This window comes from Streptomyces sp. NPDC089799 (assembly GCF_040684755.1).
In the GTDB taxonomy this organism is placed as follows: domain Bacteria; phylum Actinomycetota; class Actinomycetes; order Streptomycetales; family Streptomycetaceae; genus Streptomyces.
In genome coordinates, this window is record NZ_JBFBGR010000030.1 from 68,087 (window position 1) to 94,864 (window position 26,778).

Annotated in this window: 24 protein-coding genes and 2 pseudogenes; 18 read left to right on the forward strand and 8 right to left on the reverse strand. The window is 72.9% G+C overall.

Going from position 1 to position 26,778, the window contains the following annotated elements:
* Positions 1–8: 8 nt before the first annotated feature.
* Entirely contained in the window at positions 9–1,187 is a 1,179-nt protein-coding gene (locus AB0O36_RS27910; RefSeq protein ID WP_365114972.1) for a DUF1266 domain-containing protein, read from the forward strand.
* Between the two features lie 61 nt (positions 1,188–1,248).
* Positions 1,249–1,668: a PPOX class F420-dependent oxidoreductase gene (locus AB0O36_RS27915; protein WP_365114973.1), complete on the forward strand. Its 420-nt coding sequence runs from the start codon at positions 1,249–1,251 to the stop codon at positions 1,666–1,668.
* Positions 1,669–1,859: 191 nt separating this feature from the next.
* On the opposite strand, the gene AB0O36_RS27920 is transcribed toward AB0O36_RS27915, so the two are convergent.
* Positions 1,860–2,822 carry a LysR family transcriptional regulator gene (locus tag AB0O36_RS27920; protein WP_365114974.1) on the reverse strand — a complete coding sequence of 321 codons (963 nt, stop codon included), beginning with the start codon at positions 2,820–2,822 and terminating at the stop codon, positions 1,860–1,862.
* Positions 2,823–2,893: 71 nt separating this feature from the next.
* On the opposite strand from AB0O36_RS27920, the gene AB0O36_RS27925 reads away from it, so the two are divergent.
* Positions 2,894–3,259 (forward strand): nuclear transport factor 2 family protein, encoded by a 366-nt coding sequence (locus AB0O36_RS27925; protein WP_365114975.1) that lies wholly within the window; start codon positions 2,894–2,896, stop codon positions 3,257–3,259.
* 53 nt (positions 3,260–3,312) lie between these two features.
* On the opposite strand, the gene AB0O36_RS27930 is transcribed toward AB0O36_RS27925, so the two are convergent.
* Complete coding sequence (locus tag AB0O36_RS27930) at positions 3,313–3,753, reverse strand: DUF6086 family protein (RefSeq protein WP_365114977.1); 441 nt, start codon at positions 3,751–3,753, stop codon at positions 3,313–3,315.
* A 101-nt stretch (positions 3,754–3,854) separates the two neighbouring features.
* The gene (locus AB0O36_RS27935; protein ID WP_365114978.1) at positions 3,855–4,703 is read right to left on the reverse strand and encodes a hypothetical protein; all 849 of its coding nucleotides are present in this window, start codon (positions 4,701–4,703) and stop codon (positions 3,855–3,857) included.
* 192 nt (positions 4,704–4,895) lie between these two features.
* On the opposite strand from AB0O36_RS27935, the gene AB0O36_RS27940 reads away from it, so the two are divergent.
* On the forward strand, positions 4,896–5,264 hold the full coding sequence (locus AB0O36_RS27940; protein ID WP_365114980.1) for a hypothetical protein: 369 nt from the start codon (positions 4,896–4,898) through the stop codon (positions 5,262–5,264).
* 472 nt (positions 5,265–5,736) lie between these two features.
* Here the strand turns inward: AB0O36_RS27940 and AB0O36_RS27945 are convergent, their stop codons facing one another.
* The 3 genes from AB0O36_RS27945 to pdhA are packed head-to-tail and all read right to left on the reverse strand — an operon-like array spanning position 5,737 to position 9,403.
* Positions 5,737–7,185, reverse strand: a complete 1,449-nt coding sequence (locus tag AB0O36_RS27945) for a dihydrolipoamide acetyltransferase family protein (protein WP_365115012.1) — start codon at positions 7,183–7,185, stop codon at positions 5,737–5,739.
* 32 nt (positions 7,186–7,217) lie between these two features.
* The gene (locus AB0O36_RS27950) at positions 7,218–8,198 is read right to left on the reverse strand and encodes an alpha-ketoacid dehydrogenase subunit beta (RefSeq protein ID WP_365114981.1); all 981 of its coding nucleotides are present in this window, start codon (positions 8,196–8,198) and stop codon (positions 7,218–7,220) included.
* Between the two features lie 2 nt (positions 8,199–8,200).
* Complete coding sequence (pdhA, locus tag AB0O36_RS27955; RefSeq protein ID WP_365114983.1) at positions 8,201–9,403, reverse strand: pyruvate dehydrogenase (acetyl-transferring) E1 component subunit alpha; 1,203 nt, start codon at positions 9,401–9,403, stop codon at positions 8,201–8,203.
* A gap of 324 nt (positions 9,404–9,727) precedes the next feature.
* Between pdhA and AB0O36_RS27960 the strand changes: the two genes are divergently transcribed.
* Both AB0O36_RS27960 and AB0O36_RS27965 read left to right on the forward strand, forming a co-directional pair.
* Positions 9,728–10,387, forward strand: a complete 660-nt coding sequence (locus AB0O36_RS27960) for a response regulator transcription factor (protein WP_365115014.1) — start codon at positions 9,728–9,730, stop codon at positions 10,385–10,387.
* 190 nt (positions 10,388–10,577) lie between these two features.
* Positions 10,578–10,994, forward strand: coding sequence for a pyridoxamine 5'-phosphate oxidase family protein (locus AB0O36_RS27965; RefSeq protein ID WP_365114985.1), 417 nt, complete (start codon positions 10,578–10,580; stop codon positions 10,992–10,994).
* A 49-nt stretch (positions 10,995–11,043) separates the two neighbouring features.
* Here the strand turns inward: AB0O36_RS27965 and AB0O36_RS27970 are convergent, their stop codons facing one another.
* Positions 11,044–12,675: a protein kinase gene (locus AB0O36_RS27970; protein ID WP_365114987.1), complete on the reverse strand. Its 1,632-nt coding sequence runs from the start codon at positions 12,673–12,675 to the stop codon at positions 11,044–11,046.
* A 217-nt stretch (positions 12,676–12,892) separates the two neighbouring features.
* On the opposite strand from AB0O36_RS27970, the gene AB0O36_RS27975 reads away from it, so the two are divergent.
* The 12 genes and pseudogenes from AB0O36_RS27975 (at position 12,893) to AB0O36_RS28030 (ending at position 26,663) form a co-directional block, all read left to right on the forward strand.
* Positions 12,893–14,587: a protein kinase gene (locus AB0O36_RS27975; protein WP_365114988.1), complete on the forward strand. Its 1,695-nt coding sequence runs from the start codon at positions 12,893–12,895 to the stop codon at positions 14,585–14,587.
* Positions 14,588–14,783: 196 nt separating this feature from the next.
* Entirely contained in the window at positions 14,784–15,443 is a 660-nt protein-coding gene (locus tag AB0O36_RS27980) for a hypothetical protein (RefSeq protein ID WP_365114989.1), read from the forward strand.
* 197 nt (positions 15,444–15,640) lie between these two features.
* Positions 15,641–16,330, forward strand: a complete 690-nt coding sequence (locus AB0O36_RS27985; protein ID WP_365114990.1) for a PadR family transcriptional regulator — start codon at positions 15,641–15,643, stop codon at positions 16,328–16,330.
* Positions 16,331–16,354: 24 nt separating this feature from the next.
* The gene (locus AB0O36_RS27990) at positions 16,355–17,104 is read left to right on the forward strand and encodes an ABC transporter ATP-binding protein (RefSeq protein ID WP_365114991.1); all 750 of its coding nucleotides are present in this window, start codon (positions 16,355–16,357) and stop codon (positions 17,102–17,104) included.
* The gene (locus AB0O36_RS27995; RefSeq protein ID WP_365114993.1) at positions 17,101–19,950 is read left to right on the forward strand and encodes an ABC transporter permease; all 2,850 of its coding nucleotides are present in this window, start codon (positions 17,101–17,103) and stop codon (positions 19,948–19,950) included. The genes AB0O36_RS27990 and AB0O36_RS27995 overlap by 4 nt, the downstream gene beginning before the upstream one ends.
* Before the next feature lie 174 nt (positions 19,951–20,124).
* A complete protein-coding gene (locus tag AB0O36_RS28000) occupies positions 20,125–20,661 on the forward strand; it encodes a bacterial proteasome activator family protein (RefSeq protein WP_365114994.1) in 537 nt (178 codons plus the stop codon).
* Between the two features lie 526 nt (positions 20,662–21,187).
* Positions 21,188–22,054: an NTP transferase domain-containing protein gene (locus AB0O36_RS28005; protein WP_365114995.1), complete on the forward strand. Its 867-nt coding sequence runs from the start codon at positions 21,188–21,190 to the stop codon at positions 22,052–22,054.
* Positions 22,051–23,721 (forward strand): molybdopterin-binding protein, encoded by a 1,671-nt coding sequence (locus tag AB0O36_RS28010; RefSeq protein ID WP_365114997.1) that lies wholly within the window; start codon positions 22,051–22,053, stop codon positions 23,719–23,721. Before AB0O36_RS28005 ends, AB0O36_RS28010 begins: the two co-directional genes overlap by 4 nt.
* Positions 23,718–24,815, forward strand: coding sequence for a potassium channel family protein (locus AB0O36_RS28015; protein ID WP_365114999.1), 1,098 nt, complete (start codon positions 23,718–23,720; stop codon positions 24,813–24,815). The genes AB0O36_RS28010 and AB0O36_RS28015 overlap by 4 nt, the downstream gene beginning before the upstream one ends.
* Positions 24,816–24,873: 58 nt before the next feature.
* Complete coding sequence (locus AB0O36_RS28020; RefSeq protein ID WP_365115000.1) at positions 24,874–25,854, forward strand: NAD(P)H-quinone oxidoreductase; 981 nt, start codon at positions 24,874–24,876, stop codon at positions 25,852–25,854.
* A gap of 141 nt (positions 25,855–25,995) precedes the next feature.
* A pseudogene (locus tag AB0O36_RS28025) lies at positions 25,996–26,247 on the forward strand (TM2 domain-containing protein); the annotation flags it as partial.
* A gap of 17 nt (positions 26,248–26,264) precedes the next feature.
* Entirely contained in the window at positions 26,265–26,663 is a 399-nt protein-coding gene (locus AB0O36_RS28030; protein WP_365115002.1) for a DUF2752 domain-containing protein, read from the forward strand.
* A 15-nt stretch (positions 26,664–26,678) separates the two neighbouring features.
* On the opposite strand, the pseudogene AB0O36_RS28035 reads toward AB0O36_RS28030, so the two are convergent.
* Positions 26,679–26,778, reverse strand: a pseudogene (locus tag AB0O36_RS28035) (IS481 family transposase); the annotation flags it as partial.

Consider the following 26,778-nt stretch of genomic DNA (forward strand, 5'->3'; position numbering starts at 1 on the left):
GTGCATGCATGACGTCGTGGATCGCGCCGAGCGCCATCGAAGCAGAGCTGTACGAAGCCAAGTTGAAGGGTGACTGGCCGCGCTACTTCGACGTACTGGCCCGCCACGAACTCTTCCTCGCCGCGCCCCGCGAGCACGTGGACGCCGAACCCGACGTCATCCGCTTCTACCCCGAGAACGACCGGCAGCTGTACGTCTGGACCGAAGGCGCGCTGCCCTCCCCCACCGACGACACCGTCTTCCACGCCAAGGACTTCGGCTGGTACGCGGCCGTCTGGGACGACCGGGAAGACCCGCCGTACCTCACCGTCAACCCCGGCACTCCCTGCGAGGCCAACCTCCCCGCCGCCGACCGCACCCGCTGGACCCGGCACCTCCAGCACGTCATCGACAACGAGATCGCCTACGGGCTCCCCCAGGACACCGTGCACACCCTGCGCCACGCCGAGCCGCTCGCCGGCCCCGTCGCGTTCGGGCTGGCCGCCGGCGCCCACCTCTCCGTACGCAACGGCCTCTTCTGGAACGCCCCCGGCTACCACGGCCAGGGCTACCTCCTCGAAAAGCGGAAGCTCGACGACTACTGGGGCGTGACGACCCGCGAGGACTGGCTGGACGTCACCGAGCGCCTGCTGGCCGCCGAGGTCAGCACCCCGGTCTGGGAGATGCCCCTGCACGTCCGCAAGGTGCTGGCCGAACACCACGGCGAGCTGCCGGCCATCGAGGAGTGGCGGGACGAGGTCGCGCACGCGATGCGCCGCAGCGTGTCCCGTACCGGCGCGGTCCGGACGGAGGAGGAGCTCGACCACCTGATCGGCGAGATGCAGCAGCTCGTCGGCCGGATCCTCCGCTACGAGCAGCGCTTCCGCGCCGACGGGCTGCTCAGCGACGGCGCGTACATCCGTTCCGTCCTCGCCTGGGACTACGGCCGCGCCTCCCAGATGGCCCGCTGGGGCCTCGGCGCCCGGCTCTGCACGCCCGCCGAGACCGAGGAGGCCGTCGTACGGGCGGGCGAGGCGTGCCGGGAGGTCTACGAGTCCTGGGAGGACCTCTCGGTCGGCTTCGTCCTCGGCCGGTGCCTGCACTTCGACGAGGAGGAGTTCGGCGAGTGGTACCAGGAGATGGTCACCGCGCACCGGGAGCTGATGTCCGATCCCGAAAGCCCTTGGCTGGGCATCGACTTCGCGTAGTCGGAGCAGAGGGCCCCGTTCACGGGGACGCGCCCGCCGGGACCGCCGTAGGGTCGCGGACATGACGACGACCGTTGCCTTCACCGAAACCGTACGGCAGCTGCTGGACGCCCCGCACCCGGCCGTCCTGTCCACCCTCAACCCCGACGGCAGCCCGCAGACCTCGGTGGTCTGGGTCTCCCGCGACGGCACGGACCTGCTGATCTCCACCGAGCAGGGCCGCCGCAAGGAGCGGAACATCGTCCGCGATCCGCGCGTCAGCCTGACCGTCTTCGACCTGAAGAACCCCTACTCGTACGTGGAGATCCGCGGCGAGGCGACCGTCACGGAGGATGCCGGCCGGGCCGTCGCCGTCCGCATCGCCGAGGAGTACCTCGGACCGGGCGGGGGCAAGGAGTACGCGGAGGCGCCGTCGGAGGCGGTCCGGGTGGTCGTACGCATCACCCCGACCCGGGTCCTGGGCAACGCGGCGCGCGCGTAGCCGTCGTAAGGGCCGTGGGGCCGGTAACGGCGGAGGGCCCCAAGGGCGGAAGGGGGCACCATGCCGGCCGGAAAGGAAGACGGAGACGGGACACGACCGTCTGGTGGCTGAACCTCCGGGCCCGCCCGTACGCCGCCCTGCGCCCCGCCGAGACGGCGGTGGTGGTCCTGGAACCCGTCCCGGGCGCCCGGTCAGCCGACCGCAACCGCCTCCGCAACCGGGGCGAGTGCCGTACGCAGCCCGTCGAGCAGCAGCCGGGCGGCCGGGGAGCGCCGGTCGGACCGGATGGCCAGCCCAAGGCAGGCGTGCGTGGCGGCATCGGTGACCGGCACCGTACGCAACCCCGCCACCCCGCCCGCCGACGACGGGCTCAGTACGGCGACCCCGGCCCCGCGCCGGACCAGGCCGAGCAGGGTCAGCGGGGCGCTCGCGTCGATGTCCACGCGCGGTTCGATCCCCGCCCGGAGGCAGGACCGCTCGTAGGCGGCCCGGATACCGGTGCCGTGCGACAGGCAGAGGATCCGCTCCGCCTCCGCCTGTACGTCGGCCAGCCGGACCGAGGCCCGGTCCAGGGGGTGCCCCTCGGGCACGGCGAGGGCGATCGGTTCGTCGATGACGACGGTGACGTCCAGCTCGGGCTCGGCCGCCGTGCCTGCCGGCGGGGCAGACGCGCCAGACGCGGCAGACACCGCCGACCGGTCATGACCTGGGAAGGCGAACAGGGCCAGGTCGATCGACCGCGCGAGGACCTGGCCCCGCAACGCCTGCGAGTCGTCCTCGTGCAGGCTCAGTACGACGCCCGGATGGGTCCGCCCGAAGTCGGCCACGGCGTCCAGGAAGCCGGGGATGGCACAGCCCCTGATCATGCCCAGCCGCACCCGGCCCCGTACGGCCTGTGCGAACTCCGCCGCCGTGTGCTCGATGCCCGAGAGCGCTTCCAGCGCCTCCCGGGCGAGCGGCAGCACCGCCTCACCCGCCGCCGTCAGCCGCACGCGCCGCCCGGAGCGCTCCAGCAGCTGCTGCCCCAGCTCCTTCTCCAGCTTCGCCACCTGGGTGGACACCCCGGACTGGCTGACGTGCAGCCGGGCCGCCGCCGCCGTGAACGTCCCCTCGTCCACCACCGCCGCGAGATACCGCAGCTGATGCATTTCCATAACCACGAATGATATTGCCAATCAGCTCCATCTGTTGGACAGATGGAACGGCGGAGGGCGACGATGAGTACATGAAGACGACGACGATGACTCCGGCAGAGATCTCCGAGAAGTACTTCACCGCCTGGCAGACGGGCGACTTCGACACCCTGCGCGGCCTCCTGGCCGACGACGTCGACTTCGCCGGCACCCTCGGCACGGCATCCGGTGCCGAGGAATGCCTGGCCGGCCTGCGCGGCATGTCCCGGATCCTCGAAAAGATCGAGGTCCATGCCCGGGTGGCGGACGACACCGACGTGATCACCTGGTTCGACCTGCACACCGCCGGCGCCCCGCCGGCCCCCACCGCGAACTGGACCCATGTGGAGAACGGCAGAATCACCCGCATCCGCGTCACCTTCGACCCCCGCGGCATCCTGGCCACCCTCGACCGCTGACCGTCTCCCGCCGGGGGCGCGCCCGGACACCCTGGTCGCCCAAGTACCGCTGCTCAGCGGGGCATCCGCCGCTCCAGCTCCCGCGCCCTCCCCCGCAGCCCCGTCTCCCAGGCCCCGCCGTCCGCCGGCGCGGACGTCCCCGTCCCTGTGGAAACCTGCACGTCCCGGAGCGGGCCTTCCGGAGCCGCACCGAGCCGCGCCCAGTCCACCGCGATCCCGGCGCGCTCCGCGAGGACCAGCACGGTCGCGGCGAAGCCTTCGGAGAGTGCGAGCACGACGGCGTGCCCCGTTCTCCGATGCCACCCCAGCAGGGCGTGGACGAAGTCCCGGAAGACGACCGGGTCGATCTGGCACTCGTCCCAGTCCATCGGCCCGATGCCCGACGGGAGTTCCAGCTCGGCCTCGAAGAGCGCCACGTGGCGCCGGAACAGCCGGGAGGCCCCGTTGGAGGGATTCCACAGCGTCTCGTCACCGATGTCGAAGTACTGACTCACCGCGAACCCCCGCCCGATCACGAAAGACCGCCGAGCCTACCCAGCGGGATCTCCGCGCTCACCCTGTTTCCGACCGTCAGACAACCGTCGGCGCACAGCCGCTACGGCAGCTCCGCGCGGACGCGGAGCCAGGTGTCCACGGCCGCGCCCAGCGGGTCGCCCTCCGCGAGGTGCGGCCGGGCTGCCTCCAGCGCGCCGAGCAGCCCCTTCACCCGCCGCAGGTGCACGATCCGCTCCCGGTCCAGGTCCCGCCAGACCTGGCCCGCCCGTACGGCCTCCTCCGGGCCTACGTCGACCCGCTCCAGCACCGCCCGGCACAAGGCAGCGGGATCCCGGAGCCGGTCCGGCTCGCCGACCTCGGGCCCGAGGTGCCGGATCAGGTACGCCCGCACCATCACGGCACTGTGCGCGGCACCCAGCGGATGCCCTCCGGTCCGCGCGATCGCCGCAAGGGCCACCCGCCCCCACCGGATCCGCGACTCACCTCCGAGGCGCTCGTCCTGCATGCGGTTGACGCTCAGCACCCGCAGGGTGTGCAGATCCTGCTCCTCGGCCCCTGGCCCCCCGCTCTCCAGGCCCTCCAGGCCCTCCAGGCCCTCCAGGCCCTCCAGGCCCTCCCGGCCCTCCCGGCCCTCCAACCCCTCCAGGCCCTCCAACCAGAATTCGGCATCCGCGAGCGCCAGCCCGGGCACCGGCACCGACCGGATCAGCTGCCCCCTGCCCAGCAGTGCCACCACGGGCCCGGTCAGCCACACCTTGGCGGAATGGCCGGCGACGACGTACGGGCACGCCTTCCCCCACCGCTCCGCCCGCCGCAGCACGATCCGCGACTCTCCGGCGGCGTAGAGCTGCCCAACCCGCGCCACCCCGCCCACGCACCGCACGACACACACGCCGCCGGCCGCGTCGGCCTGCTCGACGGAGTACACCTGCACCTCGGTGATCGGCACGCTGCCCGCCCCCATTCTCCGGCGGGAGCGTAACCGCTCCGGCGGCACCCGCACTCCCCGACCACAGGAGTCACGCCCGTTCCGGGACGGACCACTTGAGTACCGACTCACCCGAAACTGAGCACCGGCACCCATGCCCCGGCACCGCTCCCGCCGCGAGGATCGTTCCGTCCCCGCAGAAGGAGCAGCGCGATGAACCCCCAGCCCCACCCGGCCCCGTACGCCCCCTGGCAGCCCGCGGCCCGGCCCGCCCGCCGGGAGCGCCCGGCCGTCGCCGTACTCGCGAGCCTGCTGTGGCTGACCACCTTCGCGGCGCTCACCTGGCTTGCCGTCCTCCTGGGCATCGTCGCCGTCTGGGGCGCGGCCGCCGGCACCCCCCTCCTCGACTTCCTCCTCACGCCCGCCCTGATCCTCCTCGGCTCCGCCGCGGCCCTCACGGCCCTGGCCTTCGCCCCCGGCATCCGCCGCCTGGCCGTCTCCACCCGCATGCTCCTCCTGGGCGCCCTCGCCTGCCCGGCCCCCACGGCCCTGGCCATCTGGACCTGGCTCCACACAGGCTGACACCCCGCTGCGGTACACGGCCATGAAGGTCAGACGGTGCGGCAGCGAGTGGCCCAGTCCCCGTCAGGCATCAGCTGCTCTCCGTCAGCCCGCATGAGGACGAGGCCGTCACCCTCGAATGCGATTCGATCACCTGTGAAGAGAAAGAGCGAGCACTGTGCCCTTTCCCATCCGCAGCACGACCACGCCGTCCCCGTCGGCCGACTCCGCCCATGCGCGCGCACACCGAGCTCCGCACCATCCGGCCCGACCAACGCGGCGGTCCCTACAGCCGGATGTTTCGAACGCCTTCCGGGATAACGCCAGTTCGCAGTCGCCGCTCATGGCCTGGGCCCCCGTTCGCACTCCGGGGGTGATCGGCCGCTCCCTCCGGATCGCCGTACACAGGTGGCGCGTTGGCGAACAAGTGAACGGCCGGTCACCCGAAGGAGGGTGACCGGCCGTCAAGGAGCGCTTGGCTCAAGGGAGTTGTTTACGCCCAGGTGATCAGGCGCTTCGGGTCCTCCAGGACCGCTGCGATGTCGGCGAGGAACCGGGAGCCGAGTTCGCCGTCGATCAGGCGGTGGTCGAAGGACAGGGCCAGGGTGGTGACCTGACGGGGCTTCACCTTGCCCTTGTGGACCCACGGCTGGAGCTTGATCGCACCGACCGCGAGGATCGCGGACTCGCCCGGGTTCAGGATGGGCGTACCGGTGTCGACGCCGAAGACACCGACGTTGGTGATGGTGATCGTGCCGCCCTGCATGTCGGACGGGGAGGTCTTGCCCTCCCGCGCCGTGGTGACCAGGGAGGACAGGGCCTCCGACAGCTCCGGCAGGGTCTTGGCCTGGGCGTCCTTGATGTTCGGGACGATCAGGCCGCGCGGGGTGGCCGCGGCGATGCCGAGGTTCACGTAGTGCTTGAGCACGATCTCCTGGGCCGCCTCGTCCCAGGACGCGTTGACGTCCGGGTTGCGGCGTACGGCGATCAGCACGGCCTTGGCGATCAGGAGCAGCGGGTTGATGCGGAGGCCCGCCAGGTCCGGGTCCTGCTTGAGGTCCGCGACCAGCTTCATCGTCTTCGTGATGTCGAAGGTGATGAACTCGGTGACGTGCGGCGCGGTGAACGCCGAGCCGACCATCGCCTGGGCGGTGACCTTGCGGACGCCCTTGACCGGGATGCGGGTCTCCCGCGCGCCGGGCGCGGCAGCGGTCACGGCGGCCGGAGCAGCCGCCGGGACGGGAGCCTCGGACACGACCGCGGCCGGGGCCGGGACGGCCGCGGTCACGGCGGCCGCCGCCGCGTGCACGTCCTCGCGGGTGACCACGCCGCCGTCGCCGGTGGGGATCACGGTGGCGAGGTCGATGCCGAGGTCCTTGGCGAGCTTGCGCACGGGCGGCTTGGCCAGCGGGCGCTCGGCGGTGGTGAGCAGGGCGGTGAAGCCGTTGCCGTTGCCGTTGCCGTTCCCGGTGCCGGTGCTCACGCCGTTGCCGGTGCCGTTGCCCGTGCCGTTCAGGGCCGTGGCCGGGGCCTCGTACGCCGGGGCCGGCACGACGGCGGACGCCGCCGCCGCGGCCGGGGCCTTGCGCGGCCGGCGCTTGGTGGAGCCCTGGGCGACGCCGTAGCCGACCAGGACCGGCTGGCGGCCCTCCGGAGCCGGCTCCTCCGCCGCGGGGGCGGCCGTGGCCGCCGGAGCGGCGGCGGCCGGAGCCGCCTCGCCCCCGGCCACCTCCACGGTGATGATCACCTGGCCGACGTCGACCGTCACGCCCTCGCCGAAGCGCAGCTCGTGCACCACGCCGTCGAACGGGATGGGCAGCTCCACGGCCGCCTTCGCCGTCTCGACCTCGCAGACGACCTGGCCGTCGGTGACGGTGTCACCCGGCTGGACGTACCACTTGAGGATCTCGGCCTCGGTGAGTCCTTCGCCCACGTCGGGCATCTTGAATTCGCGGATCGTCACAGCGGCTCTCCTCAGAACGCCAGCGAGCGGTCGACGGCGTCGAGCACGCGGTCCAGTCCGGGCAGGTACTCCTCCTCCACCCGGGCCGGCGGGTACGGGGCGTGGAAGCCGCCGACCCTCAGCACCGGGGCCTCCAGGTGGTAGAAGCACCGCTCCGTGATGCGGGCGGCGATCTCCGAACCCACGCCCAGGAACACGGGCGCCTCGTGCACGATCACCAGCCGGCGGGTCTTCTCCACCGAGGCCTGGACGGTGTCGAAGTCGATCGGGGACATCGACCGCAGGTCCACGACCTCGACCGACTTGCCCTCCTCGGCGGCGGCCGCGGCGGCCTCCAGACAGACCTTCACCATCGGACCGTAGGCCGCGAGGGTGATGTCGGTGCCGGCCTGCGTCACGCGCGCCCTGTGCAGCTCGCCGGGGATGGCCTCGACGTCCACCTCGCCCTTGTCCCAGTAGCGGCGCTTCGGCTCGAAGAAGATCACCGGGTCGTCGCTCTGGATGGCCTGCTGGAGCATCCAGTACGCGTCGGACGGGTTGGACGGGGAGACCACCTTCAGGCCCGCCACGTGCGCGAACAGCGCCTCGGGGGACTCGCTGTGGTGCTCGACGGCGCCGATGGCACCGCCGTAGGGGATCCGGATGACGACCGGCATCTTGATCTTGCCCAGGGCCCGCGCGTGCATCTTCGCGAGCTGCGTGACGATCTGGTCGTAGGCGGGGAAGACGAACCCGTCGAACTGGATCTCCACCACCGGCCGGTACCCGCGCAGGGCCAGGCCGATGGCGGTGCCGACGATGCCGGACTCGGCGAGCGGGGTGTCGATGACCCGCTCCTCGCCGAAGTCCTTCTGCAGACCGTCGGTGATCCGGAAGACACCGCCCAGCTTGCCGACGTCCTCGCCCATGATCAGGACCTTGGGGTCCGTGTCCAGGGCCTTGCGCAGCGACTCGTTGAGCGCCTTCGCGATCGACATCTTCTCGACAGCCATGATCAGTGACCCTCCTCGAACGAAGCGAGGTAGGCCGCGAACTGGGCGCGCTCCTCGTCCACCAGCGCGTGCCCGTCGGCATAGATGTTCTCGAACATCGACATCGTGTCGGGGTCGGGCATGTTGCGCACGGCCTCGCGGACCCGCTTGCCGAGCGCCTCGCTCTCCGCCTCCAGCGCCGTGAAGAAGGCCTCGTCGGCGCCGCCGGTGGCCAGCAGGTGGGCCTTGAGGCGCTCGATCGGGTCCCGGGACTCCCAGGCGGCCCGCTCCTCGTCCCGCCGGTAGCGGGTCGGGTCGTCGGAGGTGGTGTGGGCGCCCATGCGGTACGTGAACGCCTCGATCAGCGTCGGCCCCTCGCCCTGCCGGGCCCGCTCCAGGGCCCAGCGGGTCACGGCCAGGCAGGCCAGGACGTCGTTGCCGTCGACCCGGACGCCGGGGAAGCCGAAGCCCTGGGCGCGCTGGTAGAGCGGTACGCGGGTCTGCCGCTCGGTGGGCTCGGAGATGGCCCACTGGTTGTTCTGGCAGAAGAAGACCACGGGTGCGTTGTAGACCGCGGAGAAGGTGAAGGCCTCGTTCACGTCGCCCTGGCTGGACGCGCCGTCGCCGAAGTAGGCGATGACCGCCGAGTCGGCGCCGTCCTTGGCCACGCCCATCGCGTAACCGGTCGCGTGCAGCGTCTGCGAACCGATGACGATCGTGTAGAGGTGGAAGTTGTTGGTGTTCGGGTCCCAGCCACCGTGGTTCACCCCGCGGAACATGCCCAGCAGGTTGGTGGGGTCGACGTCGCGGCACCAGGCCACGCCGTGCTCGCGGTAGGTCGGGAAGACGTAGTCGTCGGCGCGCAGTGCGCGGCCGGAGCCGATCTGGGCGGCTTCCTGGCCGAGCAGCGAGGCCCACAGGCCCAGCTCGCCCTGGCGCTGCAGGGCGGTCGCCTCGCCGTCGAAGCGGCGGGTCATGACCATGTCGCGGTAGAGCCCGCGCAGGTCTTCGGCGGTGATGTCGGAAACGTAGGAGAGAAATTCCGCGTTCTCCGCGTTCTCGCCGTCTTCCACCAGACGCCCCTCGGGCGTCAGCAGCTGTACGAGCTGGGGCTCGGCACTCTGCGCACCGGTCCCGGCGGCCTTGCGGGCGCTCGCCCCGGCCGCTGCTCGCTTGGTGCCGCTGCTGCGTCGCGGCTTGCGCGCGGCAGTGCTCTCCACGGTCACGTGTGCTCCTCCGTCGGTCCGGCACCCGGGTTCTCCGGGAACCAGTGCGGCTCGCCTGGTCCGTATCCCGCGCACGGGGTGGGTGCGACTCGTCCGGGAAACAGGCGTGACAGGCGCCCCGGCGAGTGCCCTGCGAAAAGCACGTTACCCAGTGCGCCACGGAACCGCGAAACCCCATTTGACCTGGGATTTTGCTTGGATTTCCAAGTAAATCCGGGGTGAGCCGGAACAACCACTGGTCACAGCCTCGCAGGGGGCCGGAACAACGGCACGTTATCCCGGGTAACTCCGGCAGGGAAGAGGTGAGTGTGTGAAGATGACTTCGTGCGCGAACAAGGAAAAATCACTGTATTTCTCCTTGACGACCACGAAGTGGTCCGTCGAGGCGTCTACGAGCTGCTGTCCACCGAGGGCGACATCGAGGTCGTCGGGGAGGCCGGCACGGCCGCCGACGCGCTCGTGCGGATCCCCGCCGTACGGCCCGACGTGGCGGTGCTGGACGTGCGGCTGCCGGACGGCAGTGGCGTCGAGGTCTGCCGTGAGGTGCGCTCGCGGAACGAGGACATCAAGTGCCTCATGCTGACCTCCTTCGCGGACGACGAGGCGCTGTTCGACGCGATCATGGCCGGGGCCTCCGGCTACGTGCTCAAGGCCATCCGCGGCAACGAGCTGCTGAGCGCGGTGCGCGACGTGGCGGCCGGGAAGTCCCTGCTGGACCCGGTGGCCACCGCCCGGGTGCTGGAGCGGCTCCGCGACGGCTCGAACGCGCGGGGTGACGACAGGCTGGCGAACCTGACCGAGCAGGAGCGGAAGATCCTCGACCTGATCGGCGAGGGGCTGACGAACCGGGTCATCGGGGAGCGGCTGCACCTGGCCGAAAAGACGATCAAGAACTACGTGTCCAGCCTGCTGTCGAAGCTGGGCATGGAGCGCCGCTCGCAGGCGGCGGCGTACGTCGCCCGGCTCCAGGCCGAGAGGCGCTGACGCGGGCGGGGCCCCGGGAGCGGCCCCGGCGGATACGGCGGATACGGCGGCTACGGCGGCTACGGCGGCCCGGGCCGCATCGGCAGCTTCGCCTTCCCCTCGGCGCACGGTCCGAATCGGGACCAAGGTCCCCCATCGCCGGGGCGGGATCCTCTTTTCCGGCGGGCCGCCGGTACCGGACAGTGGGCTCATGTCTCCGGAGGAACGCCGCGCCATCGACCTGCTGCGCCTGGTGCCCTACGGCCGGGTCGCCACCAGCATGCGGGCACTGCCCTGCCTCGCCGTCGCCCGCCACATCGTGGCGGACGGCGGGGTCGTCCTGAGGATGCACGCCGGCTTCGGCCACCACCGGGCGTGCCACGGCAGCGTCGTCGCCTACGGCGCGGACAACTTCAACTCCGGTGCGGAGCGGCTCTGGTCGGTGCAGCTCACCGGCCTCGCGACCGTCGTCGAACCCACCTCGGCCGAACTGGAACTCTTCGGCCCGGCACCGCGCTTCGCGCACGGCGAGTGCTTCGATCCCGTCCACCTGCGCATCGAGCCGCAGTTCGTCACCGTGCACACCCAGGAGAGCAGCGTGCACCGGGAGTTCCAGGGCGCGCGGTGAGACGCGCCCGGCCCTCCCGGTGCAGGGACTCCCACGACTCCCACGACTCCTACGTGGACGGGTCGCCCGGCTTGGGGTCGTCCGTCTTGGTCGGCGGGTCCGGGTCGACCGGCGGCTTGGACGAGGGCTTCGAGGACGTCGACGGCGCCGGCGGCTCCGAACTCGGCTCGCCCGACGGCTCCCCGCTCGGCTTCGTGGAGGCCGAGCTCGAGGCGGACGGGTCCGGCGTGTACGTCGGCGAGTAGGTGCCGCGCGTACGGCCCGAGGTCGGCGGCGTGTAGGTGTTCTGGTGCTGCCGCGAGGGCTCCCGCGTCTCCGGCGTCTCCTCCGGCTCCGGCTGGTCGCCGCCCGGTGTCTCGTTCTGCTTGTTGCTGACCGGCGGGGTCTGGCTGGTCGACGTACCGCCGCCCGGCGACTTGCCGGAGCCGGCCTTGTCGATGGCGAAGACCACGCCGGTGCCGATCGCGAGCACCGCGAGGGCGGCGAACAGCCACGCCTTCCAGCGGCCGCTGCCGCGCCCGTTGCCGTAGCCGTCCCCGTGGCCGCCGCGGCCGCCGTCGTAGTAGCCGCCACCGCCGCCGGGGAAGGCCGAGCCGTCGTCCGGGTTCAGCGGGGGCACCATCGGCTGCTGGAACTGCGAGGTGTTCGCGTGCGAGGGGTAGCCCGGCACCGGGCCGGTCCCGGGCGCCGGCATGACCGTGGTGACCGACGGCCCCTGGCGGTGCGGCAGGGCCATGGCGACCGGGCCGGTGTTCCAGGTGCCGGTGTTGCCGCCCTGCTCCTGGAGCATCTGCAGGGCGTACTGGACCAGACCGCGCATCTCCTCGGCGCTCTGGAAGCGGTCGTCCGGGTCCTTGGCCAGCGAACGCATCACCAGGCCGTCGAGCTCGGGCGGCAGACCGGCCGCGATGTGCGACGGCGGCACCGGCGCGTCCTGGACGTGCTGGTAGACCACCGAGAGCGGGGTCTCGCCGGTGAACGGGGGCCGCAGCGCGAGGAGTTCGTAGAGCAGGCAGCCGGTGGCGTAGAGGTCACTGCGGTGGTCCACGGCCTTGCCGAGGGCCTGCTCCGGCGACAGGTACTGCGGGGTGCCCATGACCATGCCGGTCTGGGTCATCGTCGACTGGGCGCCGTGCAGGGCGCGCGCGATGCCGAAGTCCATGACCTTCACCGCGCCGCCGTTGGTGATGATGACGTTGGCCGGCTTGATGTCACGGTGCACGATGCCGTGCTGGTGCGAGTAGGCCAGCGCCTCCAGCACACCGGAGACGATGATGAGCGCCTGCTCCGGGCCCGGGGCCTCGGCGCTGATCAGCAGGTCACGGATGGTGCGGCCCTCGACCAGCTCCATCACGATGTAGGGGACGGTGTTCGGGCCGACCCGGTCCTCGCCCGAGTCGTACACGGCGACCACCGCGTGGTGGTTGAGGCCGGCCACCGACTGCGCCTCACGCGTGAACCGGGCCTTGGAGACCGGGTCCTCGGCGAGGTCGGCGCGCAGCAGCTTGACGGCGACCGTGCGGCCCAGGCGCACGTCCTCGGCGGCGAACACCTCGGCCATGCCGCCGCGGCCCAGCTTGTGCGTGAGGCGGTACCGGCCGTCGCCGACGATGCCGCCGGCGCCCCAGTGGACAGGATCCTCGGCCATCCCGGCGCCATCTGCCTCGGGTTCGGGTGCCATCAGTCCTCGCCGTCGTCTCTGTCGGGCCGCGCATGCGGGGCTCTCGTTCGGGGTGCTCCCATGAACGCTACAGCCTTCCGGGCGGTCGCTGTTCGGACGTGAACGTGCCGTGACCACATGACAACCCCGTGGTCACGGAACGGGTACTCGGCTTGACGTGTGCTTGCCCTCCGGCAGACTGGGCGCGACAAAAGAGTGGCGAGGGGAAGCAAAGACGATGAGCCAGGACGGCGCTGAGGGCCGGTACGCAGGCCGTTCCCTGGCGGGTGGGCGTTATCAGCTGAGGGATTTGCTGGGCGAGGGCGGCATGGCGTCCGTGTACCTGGCGTACGACGCGGCGCTCGACCGCCAGGTGGCGATCAAGACCCTGCACAGCGAGCTCGGCCGGGAGGCGTCCTTCCGCGAGCGGTTCCGCCGCGAGGCCCAGGCTGTAGCGAAACTGTCGCACACGAACATCGTGTCGGTCTTCGACACCGGGGAGGGCGACCTCGACGGCACGATGATGCCGTACATCGTCATGGAGTACGTCGAGGGCCGTCCGCTCGGCTCCGTGCTGCAGGCGGACATCGCCCAGTACGGCGCGATGCCCGCGGACAAGGCGCTCAAGGTGACCGCCGACGTGCTGGCGGCGCTGGAGACCAGTCACGACGTCGGCCTGGTGCACCGCGACATCAAGCCCGGCAACGTCATGGTGACCAAGCGCGGCGTGGTCAAGGTCATGGACTTCGGCATCGCCCGCGCGATGCAGTCCGGCGTCACCTCCATGACGCAGACCGGCATGGTGGTCGGCACCCCGCAGTACCTGTCGCCGGAACAGGCGCTGGGACGCGGCGTGGACGCCCGGTCCGACCTCTACTCCGTCGGCATCATGCTGTTCCAGCTGCTGACGGGCCGGCTGCCGTTCGACGCGGACTCGCCGCTGGCGATCGCGTACGCGCACGTGCAGGAGGAGCCGGTCGCTCCGTCCTCCGTCAACCGGTCGGTCTCGCAGGCGATGGACGCGCTGGTGGCGCGGGCGCTGAAGAAGAACCCGAACGAGCGCTTCCCTTCGGCGGCGGCCATGCGCGACGAGATCGCGCGGGTGCTGTCGGCCGGTCAGACGGCCGCGCCGATGATCGTTGCGGGCGGGCCCGTGAACAGCGGGGCCGGGGTCGGCTCGGCGGTGTTCCCGCCGGTGGACTCCTCCCTGCCGCACCCGCCGCAGCAGGCGGTGCAGCAGCCGTACCAGCCGTACGCGCCGCAGCAGCACACCCCGGCGCCCGCTCCCGGCCCGGTGCAGCAGCAGGGGTACGCGTACCCGCCGCCACAGCAGCACACGCCGCCGCCGATGCCGCAGCAGGCGTACCAGCAGCACCAGGGGTACGCGCCGCAGACGCCGCCGCCGTTCTCCGCCTCCCACACGGCACAGCAGCCGGCGACGGGCTCGGGCCGGTCGGGCGGGCAGCGGAACACGCCCGTGATCGCCGGCGCCATCGCGGTGGCACTGCTGGCGATCGGCGGTCTGATCGCGGTCATCAACATGGACGGTGAAGACGACCCGTCGGACACGAACAACAGCGCACAGGGCGGTTCGGCGAGCCCGGGGGCGTCCGGGGCGGCGACCGGGTCGGCGCGGCCGGGCTTCAAGGGGCCGGACCCCGCGCGCACGATCAATCCCGACAAGTGCAGCAACGCGTACAAGTCCTGGGACGACCCGAAGAAGGTCAGCGCCCCGGACTTCCGGTACATGAACCTGACCTCGGTCAAGGAATGCGCCCAGGCCGCGGGCTGGAAGATCAAGACGCAGGACCGCGATGAGGCGGTGTACGGCAAGGACATCGTGATGGAGCAGTTCCCGGCGCCGCAGACCGCCGTGGACAAGACCGGCGCGGAGTTCACCCTGGTCGTCTCCACCGGCTACCCGGCGCAGTAGCCGCCAGTCTCCGGGACCGCGTCCCGGGTGCCGCCCGGGGGCGGGCCCGGGACGCGGGCGTTTCCGGAGTGTTCCCGTGGGCGTGGCGAGGGTTTCCGGGTGCCGGGTTTGCCCTGATATGTGAATCTGAGCCTGACATCTCGGCTGCTCGCCCCGGATCCGGTCCGGGGGACTCCAGTGACGGGAGGGGCTCCCCGTGACTCGACTCCGCGTGCTGCGCAGGCCCGCCGCGGTGGCCGCGCTCGGCTGCGCGCTGCTGCTGCCGGCGGGCTCCGCGTTCGGCGAGGCGGCGTACGGCTCCCCGTACGGCCGACCGCACGGCACCTCCGCGCACCGCCCTTCCGCGCACCACCCCTCCGTGGACCGCCCCTCCGTGGACCGCCAGGCCGCCGATGACCCCGCCGCCGTACGGATCGGTGACGAGGACCTGCGCGAACTGGCCGGCAGCCCGGCCGGTGCCGGCCGGGAGCGTCCCGGCAGGCCCGCCGACGCGCCCGCCAATCCCGAGGTCGTGGTCGCCGTACGGCCGGCCGAGCCGCCCCGCGTGGACCGCCCGGCCCGCCCGGCCCTCCCGGCCCTCCCCGACCGGCCGACCCTCCCCGACCGGCCGGGGATCCCGAACCGGCCCGACCTTCCCGGCCGGCCGGAGCTCCCCGGACGGCCGGACGCTCCCGACCCGGCGCACGAGCCGCCGTCCGCTTCCTGGCCCGAGGGCGAGCCGCCCGCCTCCTCCCTCGGCACCGGACCGGACTCCCGCGCGGCCGACCTGGCGGCGCACATACTGCCGCTGGGCACCGGGCTGGCCCTGATCGGCCTGGGCCTGGGGTTCATCGGGGTGCGCCTGCGGCGCGACTGACCGGCACGGCCGACCGGCGCGACCGGGGCCACAGACCGGTACGGCTGACCGGCACGAACCCGTCCCGAGTCCGTCCGGCGCTCGTCCGGAGTCCCTCGCGAGTCCCTCCCGAGTCCCTCCAGAGCCGGGTGGTCCCCCCTGAGAGGTACGCCCCGAGACGGTTGCCCGGCCCGGCATACTCGGTATACATACTGAGTATGTCGATCCGCCACGGTCTCCTCGCCCTACTGGAACGCGGCCCCCGGTACGGCTCCCAGCTGCGCACCGAGTTCGAGTCGCGCACCGGTGCCACCTGGCCGCTCAACGTCGGGCAGGTCTACACGACCCTGGCCCGCCTGGAACGCGACGGCCTGGTCGCCCCCGGCGGCGAGGACGAGGCCGGCCACACGCTCTACGCCATCACCGGCTCGGGCCGCGCCGAGCTGCACTCCTGGTACGGGCGGCCCGTCGACCGCACCAACCCGCCGCGCGACGAGCTGGCCATCAAGCTCGCCATGGCCGTGGGCGCCCACGGCGTCGACATCCGCGCCGTCATCCAGGCCCAGCGGCACGCCACCGTCCAGGCCATGCAGGACTACACCCGGCTCAAGGCCCGGGCACTCGCCGCGATCGAGAGCGGGACGTCCCGCGAACGCGACGACCTGGCCTGGCTGCTCGTGCTGGAGCAGCTCATCTTCCAGACCGAGGCCGAAGCCCGCTGGCTCGACCACTCCGAAACCAGGCTCGTACGGCTCGCCGCCCTCACCGGCGAGGCGCGTACGGGCAACGACAGCGCGGGACCGGCAACCACACCGGCCGTCACAGCGGCCGCCACACCCGCCACACCGGCCGCCACACCGGCCACACCGACCACCACCCGGCCCGCCACACGCGCGCCGCGCGGCTGAACCGCTCCAGGGGGGACACTCCACATGCGCAACCCGAACCACGACCGGCAGCAGCCGGTACTGCAACTGCAGCGGCTCACCCGCGTGCACGGCAGCGGTGCCACCGAGGTGCACGCCCTGCGCGGTATCGACCTCGACGTCCACCCGGGCGAACTCGTCGCCGTCATGGGGCCGTCCGGGTCCGGCAAGTCCACGCTGCTCACCCTGGCCGGCGGACTGGACCGGCCCAGCGACGGCCGGGTGATCGTCGAGGGCACCGACATCACCACCGCCGGCCGCAAGGAACTCGCCGCCCTGCGCCGGCGCAGCATCGGCTACGTCTTCCAGGACTACAACCTCATACCGGCCCTCACCGCCGCCGAGAACGTGGCGCTCCCGCGCGAGCTGGACGGGATCTCCGCCCGCAAGGCCCGGGTCTCCGCGCTCGCCGCGCTGGAGGAGATGGGCCTGGCGCAGCTCGCCGACCGGTTCCCCGACGAGATGTCCGGCGGCCAGCAGCAGCGGGTGGCCATCGCCCGCGCCCTGGTCGGCGACCGCCGCCTGGTCCTGGCCGACGAGCCCACCGGCGCCCTGGACTCCGAGACCGGCGAGTCCGTGCTCGCGCTGCTGCGGGCCCGGTGCGACGCGGGCGCGGCCGGCATCCTGGTCACCCACGAACCGCGGTTCGCGGCCTGGGCGGACCGCGTGGTCTTCCTGCGCGATGGCAACGTGGTCGACGAGACCGTGCGCACCGGGGCCGACACCCTGCTCTCCGGGCAGGCGGCCGGCCGGTGAACTCCTGGTACCACTCCTGGGTCGCGGCGATCCGGATCGCCCGCCGCGACGCCTGGCGCTCCAAGGGCCGCAGCCTGCTGGTGCTGTCGATGATCGCGCTGCCGATCCTCGGTGTGAGCGCCGCGGACCTGACCCTGCGCAGCGCCGAACTCAGCCCGGCGCAGCGGATGGACCGGGTGCTCGGCGCGGCCGACGCCAGGATCGAGCGCTCGGGGGTCGACGGCCCGCTGCTCCAGTCGCCGGACGGGAGCGACTACGCGCCGGTCGGCGGCTTCGACGACAGCAAGTGGATCCGGCCGGGCGCCGAGAAGTCCGTCGACCCCGGCACCGCGCTCCCGGCGGGCGCGCAGCACGTGAAGGACAGCTCCGGCAGCGCCCGGATGCGCACCCGGCACGGCATCCTCGACACGGCCGTGCGCGAGATCGACACCCGCAGCCCGCTGACGAAAGGCCTGTTCACCCTCGACCGGGGCCGGATGCCCGGGCAGCCCGGCGAGGTCGCGGCCACCCGGCACTTCCTGGAGTCCTCCGGGCTGTACGTCGGGTCCACGGTGGTGGCGCGCGGCGCCGAGCACCTCAGGTACAAGATCGTCGGCGCCTACGAGCTCCCGGACGAGCTCACCGCCGACCAGCTGCTGGCCCCGCCCGGCACCGCGCTGACCCCGCTGAACAAGGCACTGGTCGCGGCCGGGCTGCAGGGGATCACCGCCCAGGACACGTACCTGGTCGAGGTCGGCGGCGAAGGTTTCACGTGGAACATGGTCCAGCAGGCCAACACCAAGGGCGCGGTGGTGGTCTCCCGCGCGGTGGTGCTCGACCCGCCCGCAAACTCCGAGGTCCCGCTGTACCGACAGGAGGGCGCCCGGAACTACCAGGCGAGCGAGGCGTACAAGGCGAGCGCCCTCGCCATGGCCGCGACCATCGTCGGGCTCGCCATGCTGGAGATCTGCCTGCTGGCCGGGCCCGCCTTCGCGGTCGGCGCCCGCCGGTCGCGCCGCCAGCTCGGTCTGGTCGGCGCCAACGGCGGCGACCGGCGCCACATCCGGGCCATCGTGCTCTCCGGCGGCCTGGTCATCGGGGCCGCGGCGGCCGTGGTGGGCAGCGTGCTCGGCATCCTGCTGACGTTCGCGCTCCGGCCGCTGCTGGAGGAGCAGCTCGGCAACCGCTTCGGTGACTGGGACTTCCGCCCGCTGGAGCTCCTGGGCATCGCGCTGGTCGCCGTCCTGACCGGCCTGCTCGCCGCGATCGCCCCGGCCGTCACGGCCTCCCGGCAGAGCGTGCTGGCCTCGCTCACCGGCCGCCGCGGGGTCCGCAAGGCCAACCGGGTGCTGCCCGTGCTGGGGTTGATCGCCATCGCCCTGGGCGTGGCCGTCGCCGTGTACGGCACCGCGGCCGACATGGGGTTCATGGTGGTGGCGGCCGGCAGCACGCTGGCCGAGCTGGGTCTGGTGGCGCTCACCCCGGTGCTGGTCGGCCTGTTCGGCCGGGCCGGCCGGTGGCTGCCGCTGTCGCCGCGGCTCGCGCTGCGCGACGCGGTGCGCAACCGGGGGCGTACGGCTCCCGCGGTGGCCGCGGTGCTCGCGGCGGTGGCCGGCACGGTCGCGGTCGCCACGTTCCAGCAGAGCTCGGAGGCCCAGGGGCGGCACGAGTACGTGGCCAGCCTCCCGTACGGCGTCGGCTCCGTGAACTCCGTCCAGGGCAACGGGTTCCGCGAGGTGCCTGCCGTCCGGCAGGCGCTCTCCCGTGAACTCCCGGTCGCCGTAAGGGCGGACACCGATCGGATCGTGGTCGGCCGGCCGGGCTGCGACCAGTGGGCCGGTGAACAGGGCTGTGGCCGCGCCGAGGTCCTCGTACCGAAGGACCAGCGGTGCCCGCTGTGGGAGGGGAAGGGACCGGAGAGCTACACGCCGGATCAGATCCGCACGTTCCGGCAGGACTGGCGGTGCAAGGAGAGCGAGGGCTTCGCCGAGTACGGGACCCTGGTCGCGGACGAGAAGCTGCTGAGCACCCTGGCCGTCACCGACCCGGCGACGGTACGGGCGCTGAAGTCGGGCCGGGCGGTCTCCTTCGACCGGCGGCAGGTCAAGGACGGCAAGGTCACCATCCGGCTGGTCACTGACCTGCAGAAGGCCGACGAGGCGTCCATGCGGGGCGAGGACGCCCCGGGCCAGGACAAGGTCTTCCCCGTGCACCAGGCGCCGGACTCGGTGAAGTCCTACGGCGTCCGGCTGGTCCTGCCGCCGTCCGCGGCGCGGACCGCCGGGCTCCAGACGGTGCCGTACGGCTCGTACTTCACGCTCGACGCGAAGCCCAGCAGCGAGCAGCGGCAGCAGCTGGACGGCGAGATCGACCGGATCGGCGCGGAGGTCGGCCTGCACATCGAGAACGGCTACCAGGGCGACAACAGCCTGGTGCTGCTGGCCCTGGGCGTGTTCGCGGGCCTGGTCACCATCGGCGCGGCCGGGATCGCCACCGGGCTGGCCCAGGCGGACGCCGAGGCCGACCTGAAGACACTGGCCGCGGTGGGTGCGCCGCCGCGGGTGCGGCGGACCCTGTCGGGCTTCCAGTGCGGAGTGGTCGCGGCCATGGGCGTGCTGCTCGGGTCGGCGGCCGGGGTGCTGCCGGCGATCGGCCTGCGGCTGACCCAGCGGCGGGACCAGATGGACTTCTGGGAGGAAGGCGTGGCCCGGGGCTGGGGCATGAACACCCCGAAGCCGTTCGTCCCGGTGGTCGTGCCCTGGGGCACGCTGGCGGCCCTGCTGGTGCTCGTCCCGCTGGGTGCGGCCCTGCTGGCGGCCCTGGTCACCCGCTCGTCCGGCGCCCTGGCCCGCCGCGCGACGGGATGACGGGGTGACGGGGTGACGGACCCCACAACGCGGTGGCGGACCCCGTAACACGGCGAGGCACCCTCATACCGCCACAAGACGGACACCGCGACGCGGGCATGCCCCTGGGAGGGTGGATCACCCCTCCCAGGGGGCACACCGTGTGAGAACGAAGGTGTGGGAGAGAATGGCGGCATGGAGATGCCGAGGAGTGAACGGTCGCAGGACAACCCCCCGCAGGTCCTGATCGTGGGCCAGGACGGGATGGCGGTCGGCGGCGCCGATGACGAGTCGCGCGAGGTCCCGGTGACGGAAATGGTCGAACAGCCAGCCAAGGTCATGCGGATCGGCAGCATGATCAAGCAACTTCTGGAAGAAGTCCGCGCTGCCCCTCTGGACGAGGCCAGCCGGGTCCGCCTGAAGGACATCCACGCCTCCTCGGTCAAGGAACTCGAGGACGGCCTGGCACCCGAACTGGTCGAGGAACTGGAGCGCCTCTCGCTCCCCTTCACGGACGAGGCGATCCCCTCGGAAGCGGAACTGCGCATCGCGCAGGCGCAGTTGGTCGGCTGGCTGGAGGGCCTCTTCCACGGCATCCAGACCGCCCTGTTCGCCCAGCAGATGGCGGCCCGGGCCCAGCTCGAACAGATGCGCCGCGCCCTTCCCCCGGGCGCCCCGTCGGACGACGACGAAGGCCACGGCCCGATCCGCTCGGGCGGCCCGTACCTGTAATCCGCCGAACTCCGCCCCCTCACCCCGAGGGGGCGGAGTTCTTCTTTGCGCCCCCTCGGGGTGAGGGGGCGGGCAGGGCGCGGAGCGGGGCTGGGGGAGAGCCCGAAGCGGAGGCCGGGGCAGAGCCCCGAACCGGGGCGCGGGCAGGGCCCCGAAGCGGGGGTTGGGGCAGAGCCCCGAAACGGGGGTTGGGGCAGAGCCCCGAACCGGGGCCCGGGGCAGAGCCCCGAACCGGGGCCCGGAGCAGAGCCCCGAAACGGGGCCCGGAGCAGAGCCCCGAAACGGGGCCCGGAGCAGAGCCCCGAAACGGGGCCCGGAGCAGAGCCCCGAAACGGGGCCCGGGGCAGAGCCCCGAAACGGGGGCCGGGGCGGAGCCCCGGTTTCGGGAAAGGGGCGGGGTGGGGAACAGCCCCGCAGGGAACGGCCGGTGAGCCGCCTCCGGCCGGCCCGGGCAGCCCCGCGGCACAGGCCGCCAGGGCCGACACCCGCCACGGGACTTCGGGCGCGGCGAGCCATACTCGACCCCATGAGCTACGACGCCATCGTCCTCGCCGGCGGCGCAGCCGAACGGCTGGGAGGTGCCGACAAGCCCGGCCTCAGCGTCGGCGGCCGCACCCTCCTCGACCGTGTGCTCGGCGCCTGCGCGGACGCCCGCCACACCGTGGTCGTCGGCCCCCGCCGTCCCACCGCCCGCCCCGTGACCTGGGCCCGCGAGTCCCCGCCCGGCGGCGGTCCGCTGGCCGCACTGGACGCCGGGCTCCGGCAGAGCACCGCCGAGCTGGTGCTCGTACTCTCCGCCGACCTGCCGTTCCTGGACCGCACGACCACCGTCGCACCACTGCTGGCGGCCGGCCGCACCGCCGCCGACGGCGCCCTCCTCCGCGACCCCTCCGGCCGCGACCAGCCCCTCGTCGCCGTCTACCGTGCCGAACCGCTCCGCCGCGAGATCGCCCTGCTGGCCACCGAGCACGGCACCCTCACCGGTCTGCCGCTGCGCGCCCTGCTCGCCGAACTCGACCTCACCCGCGTCCCCGCGCAGCCCCTCGCCTCCTTCGACTGCGACACCTGGGACGATCTCGCGGCCGCCCGCGCCCGGATCAGGGAGCATGGGAACGTGCTGGACGAATGGATCACCGCCGTCAAGAACGAGCTGGGCATCGACGTCGACGTCGACACCAAGACCCTGCTCGACCTCGCCCGCGACGCCGCCCACGGCGTCGCCCGGCCCGCAGCGCCGCTGACCACCTTCCTCATCGGCTACGCGGCCGCCCAGGCCGCCGCCGGCGGCGGCGACCCCGCCGAGGCGGTCAGCCGTGCGTCCCGGCAGGCCTCGGCGCTTGCCCTGCGCTGGGCCGACGAGGCGGGGACCGGCCCCACGGGGGAATCCGGATGACCCCCGCACACGCTCCCGGCTCCCCGGCGGAACGCGACCTCGACGAAGCCCTGCTGCTCGCCGTGGGCCTGAGCACCCCGCTCCGGCCGGCCGCCCGCGCCGGATCCGGCGGCGGTGACGAGGACGGCGACGGCAAGGGCGAGCGCGACAGCCAGGGAAAGCGGGCGGGTGCGCACCGTGCCCCGGGGCCGGTCCCCGAGCACGATGCCGCCCCGGACCGCGGCCCCGCCCCGGACCGCGGCCCCGCCACAGACCGCGGCCCCGCCACAGACCGCGGCCCCGCCACAGACCGCGACGCCGCCCCGGCCCCCGCCGACCGGGGTCCCCGCCGCCCGCCCACCCATGAGCAGGCACTGGACCAGGCCCTCGCGCTGGTCGCCCGTACCCCCGACGCCGGCGGCCACCGCGCCGCCCCCTGGGCAAGGGCCCGGGACCTGGCCGCGCGGGCCGGCGCGGGCCGCCGGGAGCGGACCCACCGGGTGCCGCTCGCGGACGCCCTCGGCGAGGTGCTCGCCGAGCCCCTGAACGCCCTCACCGACCTGCCCTCCTTCGACACCTCCGCCATGGACGGCTGGGCCGTCTCCGGCCCCGGCCCCTGGGCCGTCCGCCCCGGCGGCACCGCCCTGGCCGGCGCCGAGGAGCCCGCCCCGCTGGCCGACGGCGAGGCCGTGCCCATCGCCACCGGCGCCCGGGTCCCCGCCGACACCACCGCCGTGATCCGCAGCGAGCACGCGCGCACCGACGAGCTCAAGGGCCGGCTGTACCCGCGGCGCGAGGTGATCGCCGGCCAGGACATCCGGCCGCGTGCCCAGGAGTGCCGCACGGGCGACCGCCTGCTGCCCCCGGGAGCCCGCGTCACCCCCGCCGTGCTCGGCCTCGCCGCCGCCGCGGGCTATGACGAGCTCACCACCCGCGCCCGGCCCCGCGTGGAGGTGCTGGTCCTCGGCGACGAGCTGCTCACGTCGGGCCGCCCGTACGACGGCCTGATCCGGGACGCCCTCAGCCCCATGCTCGGGCCCTGGTTCGCCGGGCTCGGGGCGCAGGTACTCGGCACCCGCCGGCTCGGCGACGACCCCGCCGGCGTCGAGGAACTCCACCGCGCCCTCACCGATTCGCCGGCCGATCTCGTGGTCACCACCGGCGGCACCGCCTCCGGCCCGGTCGACCACCTGCACCCCGTGCTGCGCCGGCTCGGCGCCGAACTGCTGGTCGACGGCGTCGCCGTCCGGCCGGGGCATCCGATGCTGCTGGCGCGCCTCACCGCCGGCCGGTTCCTCGTCGGCCTGCCCGGGAACCCGCTGGCCGCCGTCTCCGGGCTGCTCACCCTCGCCGAGCCCCTGCTGCGCGGGCTGGCCGGCCTGGCACCGCGCCAGCACTGGACCGCCGCCCTCCGGGACGACGTACCGGGCCACCCGCACGACACCCGGCTGGTCCCGGTGGTCCTGTCCGGCGACCTCGCCGTACCGCTGCGCTACCACGGCCCGGCCATGCTCCGCGGGGTGGCCGCCGCCGACGCGCTGGCCGTCGTACCGCGCGGCGGCGCCCGGGCCGGCCAGGAACTGGAGGTCCTCGAACTGCCGTGGACCGCCACGGCAGGGGAATGGTCCTCCCCCGGCCCCGGCGGCTCCTCCGGTTCCCCGGACTCCGCCGGACGGTGCGAAGCGTGAAGCTCCACGGCAAGGACGCGATGGCCCGCGAGGCCGGCGAGCGGCTCGTCTCGCACCGCGTCCAGATGCCCACCCGGGTGGTGGGGAAGCCGCTCCGGCAGGTCATAAAGCGCCTGCTGATGGCGCTGTTCGTGCTGGTCCTGACGGTCCTCATCGTCTATGCCGACCGCGAGGGCTACCACGACAACGCCAACGAGACGGTCGACTTCCTCGACTGCGTCTACTACGCGACGGTGACCCTCTCCACCACCGGCTACGGCGACATCGTCCCGTACAGCGACAGCGCCCGGCTGGTCAACATCCTGCTGATCACGCCGCTGCGCGTACTGTTCCTGATCATCCTGGTCGGCACCACCCTGGAGGTCCTCACCGAGCGGACCCGGGACGAGTGGCGACTGAACCGCTGGAGGAAGCAGTTGCGTGACCACACGGTGGTCGTCGGTTTCGGCACCAAGGGGCGGTCGGCCCTGCAGACCCTGCTGGCCACCGGCCTGGACAAGCAGCGGGTGGTCGTCGTCGATCCCAGCGCCAAGGTGGTCGACACGGCCAACGCCGAGGGACTGACGGGTGTGGTCGGGGACGCCACCCGCTCCGACGTCCTGGTCCGCGCCGAGGTGCAGAAGGCCCGTCAGATCATCATCGCCACCCAGCGCGACGACACAGCCGTCCTGGTCACCCTGACGGCCCGCCAGCTCAACCGGAGCGCGAAGATCGTCGTGGCGGTGCGCGAGGAGGAGAACGCCCCGCTGCTCCGCCAGTCCGGCGCCGACGCCGTCATCACCAGCGCCAGCGCGGCCGGACGGCTGCTCGGCCTGTCGGTGCTCAGCCCCAGCGCGGGCACCGTGATGGAGGACCTGATCCAGCAGGGCAGCGGCCTGGACCTGCTGGAGCGGCCGGTGAACCGGTCGGAGGTCGGCAAGGGCGTCCGGGAGACCGACGACCTGGTGGTCAGCGTGCTCCGCGGGCACCGGCTGCTCGCGTACGACGACCCGCACGCCGGCCCGCTCCAGCTGACGGACCGGCTCATCGTGATCGTCCGCGCCGCACCGCCCGGAGCCGGAGCGGGAGCGGCGGCGCCGTCCGCGGCGCACTGAACGCGCCCGCGGACGTACGTACTTCAGCGTCCTGCCGGCGCGTACTACTGTCCGGGCCATGCATGCGATCACCATTCCGCAGCCCGGCGGCCCCGAGGCCCTGGTCTGGGCCGACGTACCCGATCCGGTGCCCGGCGAGGGCGAGGTCCTCGTCGAGGTCGCGGCCAGTGCCGTGAACCGCGCCGACGTGCTTCAGCGGCGGGGCTTCTACGATCCGCCGCCGGGCGCCTCCCCGTACCCGGGCCTCGAATGCTCGGGCCGGATCACGGCGGTCGGCCCCGGGGTCTCCGGCTGGGCGGTGGGCGACGAGGTGTGTGCGCTGCTGTCGGGCGGCGGGTACGCGGAGCAGGTCGTGGTCCCCGCCGGGCAGTTGCTGCCGGTACCGGCCGGGATCGACCCGGTCACCGCCGCGGCACTGCCCGAGGTGGTCTCGACGGTCTGGTCGAACGTGTTCATGGTGGCCCATCTGCGGCCCGGTGAGACCCTGCTGGTGCACGGCGGCGCGAGCGGCATCGGCACCATGGCGATCCAGCTGGCGAAGGCCGTCGGGGCCCGGGTGGCCGTGACCGCCGGCGGGCCGGAGAAGCTGGCCCGCTGCAAGGAGCTGGGTGCGGACGTCCTCATCGACTACCGCGAACAGGACTTCGTGGCCGAGGTCCGGGAGGCGACGGGCGGGGTCGGCGCGGACGTCATCCTGGACATCATGGGGGCGAAGTACCTGTCCCGGAACGTGGAGGCGCTGGCCGTGAACGGGCGGCTCGCGGTCATCGGACTGCAGGGCGGGGTGAAGGCCGAACTCGACCTGGGGGCACTGCTGTCGAAGCGGGCCGCGGTCACCGCGACCTCGCTGCGGGCCCGGCCCCCGGAGGAGAAGACCGCTATCGTGGCCGCCGTACGGGAGCACGTGTGGCCGCTGATCGAGGGTGGGCTGGTACGGCCGGTCGTCCACGGGACGTTCCCGCTCGCGAATGCCGCGGAAGCGCACAGGGTGCTGGAATCGGGCACGCACGTGGGGAAGCTGCTTCTGCTCAGTCGCTGATCTGTAACATTCCCGCCATTCCCAAGGCCCTTGGTGCGGCATATAAGGTGATGGTAAGTGCGGGGGAATACTCGCGCGTTCCTGAGTAGTAATCACTTATCAGCAAAGGCCACAGCTTTCATGGCATTCCCGCAGCAGCCCGACCCCAACGCCCCCTGGGGTTACGCCCCCAACGGCATTCCTTACTCCGAGAAGTCGAAGATCGTCGCCGGCGTTCTCCAGCTGTTCCTCGGCGGTCTCGGCATCGGTCGCTTCTACACCGGTCACGTGGGCATGGCCATCGGCCAGCTGCTGACCTGTGGTGGTCTGGGTATCTGGGCTCTGATCGACGGCATCATGCTGCTGACCAGCAGCACCGCCACCGACTCGAACGGCCGCGTCCTGCGCGGCTGAGCATGAGTTCGACCGGTATGACGGCAGGGCCCGCACCGTGGACGGTGCGGGCCCTGCCGGTCGTGCTCGGCGCCGCCGCAGTGGCGGGCGCCGTCTACGTGTACGGGCACAGCCCGTACGACCCCTCCCAGCTGCTGCCCCGCTGCCCGTGGCAGTGGGCGACCGGTCTGTCCTGCCCCGGCTGCGGGGGCACGCGCATGGCGTACAGCCTGCTGCACGGCGACCTGGCGGGTGCCGCCCGCGCGAACGCCGCGCTGCTGGCCGTGCTGCCCGTGGTGGCGCTGGGCTACGGCCACTGGCTGACCACCGCCACCCTGCGCGGCCGGCGCTACCGCGTGCCCGTGGGGCGCCGCGGCAGCGCCGTGATCCTCACGCTCGCCGCGCTGTGGACCGTGCTGCGCAACGTGCTCGGCTGACGGCCCGGCCGCCGCCTAGATGTATTGACCCGCAGGGTTGTTAACGCGGCTGATGGGTGGGTGTCCGCCCAGTGCGGTGTGGCAGCGGTGGTGGTTGTAGGTGTGGAGGAAGTCT

Coding starts and splice junctions, on each gene's coding strand:
- AB0O36_RS27910 (WP_365114972.1), top strand. CDS start 9: ATGACGTCGTGGATCGCGCCGAGCGCCATCGAAGCAGAGCTGTACGAA.
- AB0O36_RS27915 (WP_365114973.1), top strand. CDS start 1,249: ATGACGACGACCGTTGCCTTCACCGAAACCGTACGGCAGCTGCTGGAC.
- AB0O36_RS27920 (WP_365114974.1), bottom strand. CDS start 2,822: ATGGAAATGCATCAGCTGCGGTATCTCGCGGCGGTGGTGGACGAGGGG.
- AB0O36_RS27925 (WP_365114975.1), top strand. CDS start 2,894: ATGAAGACGACGACGATGACTCCGGCAGAGATCTCCGAGAAGTACTTC.
- AB0O36_RS27940 (WP_365114980.1), top strand. CDS start 4,896: ATGAACCCCCAGCCCCACCCGGCCCCGTACGCCCCCTGGCAGCCCGCG.
- AB0O36_RS27945 (WP_365115012.1), bottom strand. CDS start 7,185: ATGCCCGACGTGGGCGAAGGACTCACCGAGGCCGAGATCCTCAAGTGG.
- AB0O36_RS27950 (WP_365114981.1), bottom strand. CDS start 8,198: ATGGCTGTCGAGAAGATGTCGATCGCGAAGGCGCTCAACGAGTCGCTG.
- AB0O36_RS27965 (WP_365114985.1), top strand. CDS start 10,578: ATGTCTCCGGAGGAACGCCGCGCCATCGACCTGCTGCGCCTGGTGCCC.
- AB0O36_RS27970 (WP_365114987.1), bottom strand. CDS start 12,675: ATGGCACCCGAACCCGAGGCAGATGGCGCCGGGATGGCCGAGGATCCT.
- AB0O36_RS27975 (WP_365114988.1), top strand. CDS start 12,893: ATGAGCCAGGACGGCGCTGAGGGCCGGTACGCAGGCCGTTCCCTGGCG.
- AB0O36_RS27985 (WP_365114990.1), top strand. CDS start 15,641: ATGTCGATCCGCCACGGTCTCCTCGCCCTACTGGAACGCGGCCCCCGG.
- AB0O36_RS27990 (WP_365114991.1), top strand. CDS start 16,355: ATGCGCAACCCGAACCACGACCGGCAGCAGCCGGTACTGCAACTGCAG.
- AB0O36_RS28000 (WP_365114994.1), top strand. CDS start 20,125: ATGGAGATGCCGAGGAGTGAACGGTCGCAGGACAACCCCCCGCAGGTC.
- AB0O36_RS28005 (WP_365114995.1), top strand. CDS start 21,188: ATGAGCTACGACGCCATCGTCCTCGCCGGCGGCGCAGCCGAACGGCTG.
- AB0O36_RS28010 (WP_365114997.1), top strand. CDS start 22,051: ATGACCCCCGCACACGCTCCCGGCTCCCCGGCGGAACGCGACCTCGAC.
- AB0O36_RS28020 (WP_365115000.1), top strand. CDS start 24,874: ATGCATGCGATCACCATTCCGCAGCCCGGCGGCCCCGAGGCCCTGGTC.
- AB0O36_RS28030 (WP_365115002.1), top strand. CDS start 26,265: ATGACGGCAGGGCCCGCACCGTGGACGGTGCGGGCCCTGCCGGTCGTG.